The organism is Streptococcus entericus DSM 14446 (assembly GCF_000380025.1).
GTDB lineage: Bacteria > Bacillota > Bacilli > Lactobacillales > Streptococcaceae > Streptococcus > Streptococcus entericus.
The window spans coordinates 1-5,068 of sequence record NZ_KB904176.1; the positions used below are offsets into that span (position 1 = coordinate 1).

General features: G+C 33.4%; 6 protein-coding genes. 5 read left to right on the plus strand and 1 reads right to left on the minus strand.

Features of this window, described 5'->3' with window-relative positions:
* On the plus strand, positions 1 to 323 hold a 323-nt coding region (gene cadX / locus A3GW_RS0106910), incomplete at its 5' end, for a Cd(II)/Zn(II)-sensing metalloregulatory transcriptional regulator CadX (RefSeq protein ID WP_018368557.1).
* Between the two features lie 830 nt (positions 324 to 1,153).
* Here cadX and A3GW_RS0106915 read toward each other — a convergent pair.
* A complete protein-coding gene (locus A3GW_RS0106915) occupies positions 1,154 to 1,924 on the minus strand; it encodes a MerR family transcriptional regulator (RefSeq protein ID WP_018368558.1) in 771 nt (256 codons plus the stop codon).
* A gap of 100 nt (positions 1,925 to 2,024) precedes the next feature.
* On the opposite strand from A3GW_RS0106915, the gene A3GW_RS0106920 reads away from it, so the two are divergent.
* From A3GW_RS0106920 to A3GW_RS0106930, 4 genes are all read left to right on the plus strand, one after another.
* Positions 2,025 to 2,915 carry a cation diffusion facilitator family transporter gene (locus A3GW_RS0106920; protein WP_018368559.1) on the plus strand — a complete coding sequence of 297 codons (891 nt, stop codon included), beginning with the start codon at positions 2,025 to 2,027 and terminating at the stop codon, positions 2,913 to 2,915.
* 83 nt (positions 2,916 to 2,998) lie between these two features.
* Positions 2,999 to 3,823 (plus strand): protein kinase domain-containing protein, encoded by an 825-nt coding sequence (locus tag A3GW_RS10935; protein WP_233275316.1) that lies wholly within the window; start codon positions 2,999 to 3,001, stop codon positions 3,821 to 3,823.
* A 788-nt stretch (positions 3,824 to 4,611) separates the two neighbouring features.
* A complete protein-coding gene (locus A3GW_RS12050; RefSeq protein ID WP_272911892.1) occupies positions 4,612 to 4,746 on the plus strand; it encodes a CpXC domain-containing protein in 135 nt (44 codons plus the stop codon).
* A gap of 41 nt (positions 4,747 to 4,787) precedes the next feature.
* Positions 4,788 to 5,068 (plus strand): cadmium resistance transporter (locus A3GW_RS0106930; protein ID WP_018368561.1); only part of this gene is annotated, 281 nt, incomplete at its 3' end.

The following is a 5,068-nucleotide window of genomic DNA, read 5'->3' on the forward strand; positions in this document are numbered from 1 at the left end:
TCTGCCATGTGAATGTTATAAATCAAAAAAATGTTACAACCGCAACGAACTACCTTGAAAAGGAAAAAGTCCAAAAATCACTTCGCATTTTATCAAAGTTTACCGATAATAAACAGATAAATATCATCTTTTATCTCCTTGCTGTTGAAGAACTCTGTGTCTGCGATATAGCCTGTTTACTAAATCTCAGTATGACATCTGCCTCCCACCATCTTCGTAAACTAGCCAATCAAAACATCTTGGACACTAGAAGAGAGGGGAAAATTATATATTATTTTATAAAAGATGAGGAAATCAGAGATTTTTTTAATCAACTAGGATAACAACTATAGTTTTGTATGCTATATCGAGTCGCCTTAATTAACAAATTTTGGCACAGAGTGGTATGATGAAAAATGTACTTTAATTGCTTCAAAAAGTAAATTCCGTTTCACAGTATCATTCTAAAATTACTTTCACCTCCTTTCGTCTATTAGTTTAGAAGAAAGCTCTCAGCACATGTGGAGGCGGTATCACTGCTTGTAAAAGCCTAGAAGCCTTGGAACGAAGGGGATAGTTAAAAAGCCTTGATTTCAAAGTTTTTTGTCGTATGGGGGGGAGTATCAGAGTGAGAAATTTTTTGGAGTGAGTAGAAGTGATAACTAGAAATTATCAGTTTCTATTTCCATTTACCCTGTGGGTACGTATTTGTTTCCATTGACAGGGAGTTTGGGGGAATAGAAACGTACCCACACCTAATATCGCCTGAATGGTCGATTGAAGTGTGAGTTCTGGAATTGATACAATTTTCCATAAAGAATTTCTTAAAATATTAAAAACTCCGTAACAATTTCTGTTACAGAGTTTTTAGACTTGTCATTAATGATTATCTTTGTCAAACTTTTGTAAGTATTCATTGATTTTCATCAGCATCATTTTATTACCAAATAGTTTACAAACTTCTTTGGTCTCTAAAAAGTATTCCCTTCGTTCTTAGGCGGATAAGAACCTTTCGCCAGTATCTCCGATAGTGATAAGAAAGGTGGTAGGTAGTTTGCCATTTTTTACAAATGTCAATCGTCTCCAAGACTTCTTGGAGTACTTCGGAGTTGAGATTTTTTTAGATTAAATAATGTGCATGGTTATATCGAATAGGAGAAGAGGTGTGATCGTTTCATAAAAAATATCTTAATTCTAAGTGAGGGTTAGTAAACTTATAAGGACTTTCGATAGTTTCTAAGATTAGTATTTCTTGAATATCTTGATCGGTATTTAGCTCATTAATCCTTTGAATGATATTTTCCTTTGTGATGTGCTCTCCGTGTACATGAGCCCCCTTTAGGCAGAGTGTATTTTCTAGTTTATGATTAGAAAAATGCTTTATTTTGCAAGCTAAATACTGTATCCAAGAATCTTTACTCCTTTTAAAATAGCATCCAACTCTTTGATTGAAAGCTGCTGACGACAACGATAACGCAGTAAGTATATCATTTATCTTAACATAATAATCATCAGATAGCATCTCCCCTTCGAAAGGAATTAATAGATAATCCTCATCATTAGTTTCCATATGATAGTGAGATGTTTGATCTAACTGCTTTGATAGTTTAATTTGCAATTTAAAATCTTCTATATGGGCTTTATCTTTTTTTAGAGTCTGTTCTTTTTCTTCTATAATTTTTTGTGCTAACTGCAGTATTTCATCCATTAGTATTTCATTTTTTTCGTTGATAAAATGACGAAATGTCTTTAGTGGAATCCCGTAGTCAGCGCATATTTTAATAGTTTTTACATATAGGACGGTAGCATGAGAATAGTACCTATATGAGTTATTTGGATCGATGTATGTTGGTTCTAAAATATTAATGGATTCATAGTAACGTAGAGCCTTAATGTGTATATTCGATAGTTTACTAAGTTGACCGATTGTTAAAAAAGATTTCATGAAATTCCTCTTGACATTACCGTAAAGGTATAGTTTATATTACAAGTATACCAAAATGTTTATCTAATTTCTAGCTCATTTTTGAAGGGAGTTGTACTTAATGAAAACTGATAGAAATATTTTGATAGCTTTACTATTAAATTTATCATTTACAATTTTTGAAATACTTGGCGGACTATTGACAGGGAGTATAGCAATTATATCAGATGCCATACACGATTTAGGTGATGCCATCAGTATTGCGATCTCTTATTTATTAGAAAAGAAAAGTAAGCAAAAACCAGATATTGCTTATACATTTGGATATAGTAGATATTCTGTATTAGGAAGTTTGGTGACAACAACAGTATTGGTCGTAGGTTCAATAATCACCTTATATAACGGTGTCATGCGAATCGCGACACCTGTGGATGTACATTATGACGGTATGATTATTTTTGCCATCGTTGGTGTAGCAGTGAATGCAGGCGCTACTTATTTTACAAGGTCAGGCGAGTCACTTAATCAAAAAGCAGTAAATTTACATATGCTTGAAGATGTATTGGGATGGCTAGTCGTTCTATTAGGGGCAATTATAATGAAATTTACCAATATGACTATTATTGATCCCTTAATGTCAGTTGCTGTATCGGCGTTTGTATTGTCTAATGCTTTAAAAAATGGTAAGCAGATTATTGATGTTTTGTTGGAAAAAACGCCAACTAATATGCCTGTTGATGCGATTATCTCAAATGTGTTAGCGATTGATGGGGTTGAAAGTATCCACCATTTACATGTATGGACACTTGATGGTGTTAATGCTCTTGCAATGATGCATATCGTGCTAAATAAAGATAAAAGTGATATAAAAAAAGTCATTCGAGAAAATTTAAAATTACAAGGTATCAAACATGTGAACATCGAACTGGAGCGTGTAGGTGAAGCATGCATAGATAGTCATTGTCATATCGAAGATAGAACACAGCCACATCAACATTATCATAGTCATTAATAATATATGTGATTATTAACTATAAAGATGATGGTTAGGAAACTTTACCTAAACTTTGGAATAAGCGAGAAGTTATGATTTTCATGAATAATGTTTTGAGTAGATTATCCAAAGTCTATCAACTTTCTAAAAAGAACAATGGTATTATTCGTGTATATGATTTTGACCTAGATAGCTGTTCGTATAGTATGGAGAGAGCTGATAGTACATTAGAGAATTTTGTAAAAGCGAGTTCTTTAAGTGATGAGTCTAAAATAAACATTATTCGACAAATTGTGCATACAATCTCCCTCGTTCACCAAAGAGGTGTCCTACACCGAGATTTAAGCCCGACAAATATTTTCTTTGTGGATAATATCATAAAACTAGCTGATTTTGGATTAGGAAAGAACCTAAATACTCTAACTTCCCACCAAACTATGGGTACTGCGTCCTTTGGGGAACTTTTCTATTGTGCTCCCGAGCAACTAACTTTATTGAAAGATGCTGATAAACGAAGTGATGTTTTTCCATTAGGATGTATTATTAACTTTGTAATGACGAGAAATCCAGAAGACTTTTCGTACTTCTTGCGTCCAGTAAGTGAAAAAGCTCCAAATCTTAATCCGGACTATAGATATGACGATGCAATTGATATGTTAAATTACCTAAATAGGTGGTTCCATATTAGAACAGCTGAAAACTTTGAGACAATGATTTGGGATAAGATCGAAAGCAGGGATTTTGATTCTGATGTTGAGAGCTATATCTATGAAATGACAGGTGCGAACTTGTGTAAAAAATGTATCTTTAAAGGTAGTGTTCTTGTAAGAGCGTTGTTGCGCTTTATGCAAATTGATGAGGAACAGGGTAAAAAGTTGATTCAATCGGTCCATTCAAGCTATAGGAGTTTTTCTAAAAGATTTTGAAGATGCGGATGTATTTGCAAATCTCTCTTATCAGATATTGAAGGGGAACTATCCTTACCCAATAAATGAGATTGCAGCAGATATGCTAAGGCATGTGACCTATGAAGTTAATTGATTTCATACATAGGATAAAATTCAGGAATTATTAGCTAGAGGGGGAGAATCGCTTATTGAAGAGATTTTAGAAAGATAGTCAATACTAGGACTACTGTTTCGTTCCACAGTATAATTCTAAAATCACTTTTACTCACTTTCGTCTATTAGTATAGAAGAAAGCTCTCAGCACACGTCGAGTGTGTTGCTCTGCTCGTAAAAGCCTAGAAACATTGGAACGAAAGGGATACTGAAAAGCCTTGAAACCAAGGCTTTTTGCTTTATGGTGGGGAAGTATCAGAGTGAGAAAATTTTTGGAATGAGTAGAAGTAATAGCTAGAAAATTTCAGTTTCTATTTCCATTTACCCTGTGGGTACGTGTTTGTTTCCATTGACAAGGAGTTTGTGGGAATAGAAACGTACCCACCTTTAATATCTCCAGAATGGGCGATTGAAGTGTGAGTTCTGAAATTGATACAATTTAACTTTTTTTGAAAAAAATTCCAAAATTTATTTTGCATTGTGAATATAATAAGTGAGAGCAAGTTGCTTACTTAATAATGATGAAGAGGAAAAGTAGAATGACAACAATTTTTTTAACAAAAACAAACTGCACTAATTGCGGAAAACAAAGTACTTTTGAAAGATTTGATAGGGTTTATGCGGTGAAGACCCCTTAGATTGTTTCTGCTATTTTGGACTGGGATTTCTTTAAATTTACCTGCCATAACTGTAACCATATGGTGCTAATTAATTACCCAACAGTCGTAGTAGATGAAGAACAAAAAACAATTATTCAGTATGACCTCTTTGACATCTACAAAGTTTAATGTTAAAATACATTCAAAAATATATTTGAATGATGTGTTTTATGATTCAAAATGTTGTTACTTCAATAATCCTGTATTCTGGGACAGCCGTAGACTTACTTATTATCCTAATGTTATTTTTTGCCAAAAGAAAAAGCAGAAAAGACATCATCAACATCTATTTAGGACAATTTCTAGGCTCTGTTAGTCTAATATTACTAAGTTTGCTTTTTGCATTTGTCTTAGATTATATTCCTAGTAAAGAGATTTTAGGTCTGCTCGGTTTGATTCCAATTTTCCTAGGCCTCAAAGTTTTGGTTTTAGGAGATTCTGATGGAGAAGC

What these genes read in the sequence shown, in the direction of transcription:
- A3GW_RS0106915 (WP_018368558.1), bottom strand. Translation starts at nt 1,924, where the DNA reads ATGAAATCTTTTTTAACAATCGGTCAACTTAGTAAACTATCGAATATA.
- A3GW_RS0106920 (WP_018368559.1), top strand. Translation starts at nt 2,025, where the DNA reads ATGAAAACTGATAGAAATATTTTGATAGCTTTACTATTAAATTTATCA.
- A3GW_RS10935 (WP_233275316.1), top strand. Translation starts at nt 2,999, where the DNA reads ATGAATAATGTTTTGAGTAGATTATCCAAAGTCTATCAACTTTCTAAA.